Here is a 609-nt window from a genome sequence, read left to right as displayed (position 1 = left end):
GCTAACGCCGCGTTAAGTGGTGAACAACGCAACCACCAAACTTAAACCATTGCACCTTAAACACTAAACTCAACTTAAACAAAGAGCGCAAAGCGTTGTGAGTCCGCCTTAAACGCCTTGTTAGGGCTCTGATTATAAAGCGCGTCCCAATCTCAACCCATTACCTTTAAAGCCATGACTGCGATAAAAGTTAATGACTGGCTTAGAGCTGGCCTGGTCTGGGGTTCCTAGCTGCAACTTTGACCATCCAACCCCTTTACCATATTTAACTGCCGACTCAATTAATTGGTTTCCAAACTTCATAGAGCGATACGCGGGCAAAACATATAATTCATTGACTTCGCCAAATAAGCCACCTGCATAAATTGCTCCCAATTCACACAAAGTAATAACACCTACTGGCTTCACGTCATCGTAAGCTAGAAAGGCTATGACTTTTTTCTCAGCCAACAACTCTTGAGATATAGCGGTAAAGTTCATGCCGTCTATTACTTCTGATGACGATGGCTCTATTTCCAAAAGTAGTAGCTTTACAAATTGCCCTACAATCTCAAAATCATCACATGTTGCTTTCTTGATCATCAAATTTTACCTATGAGCCCTAACGCC

The 609-nt window shown here is 42.2% G+C and carries 1 protein-coding gene; it reads right to left on the bottom strand.

Features of this window, described 5'->3' with window-relative positions:
• Positions 1 to 132: 132 nt before the first annotated feature.
• Positions 133 to 582: a GNAT family N-acetyltransferase gene (locus ACQEXS_RS22540; RefSeq protein WP_427015281.1), complete on the bottom strand. Its 450-nt coding sequence runs from the start codon at positions 580 to 582 to the stop codon at positions 133 to 135.
• Between the last annotated feature and the right edge of the window lie 27 nt (positions 583 to 609).

Source organism: Vibrio sp. TRT 17S01 (genome assembly GCF_050113695.1).
Classification (GTDB): domain Bacteria; phylum Pseudomonadota; class Gammaproteobacteria; order Enterobacterales; family Vibrionaceae; genus Vibrio.
This window is presented reverse-complemented; position numbering and strand designations above follow the sequence as displayed.

What these genes read in the sequence shown, in the direction of transcription:
- ACQEXS_RS22540 (WP_427015281.1), bottom strand. Translation starts at nt 582, where the DNA reads ATGATCAAGAAAGCAACATGTGATGATTTTGAGATTGTAGGGCAATTT.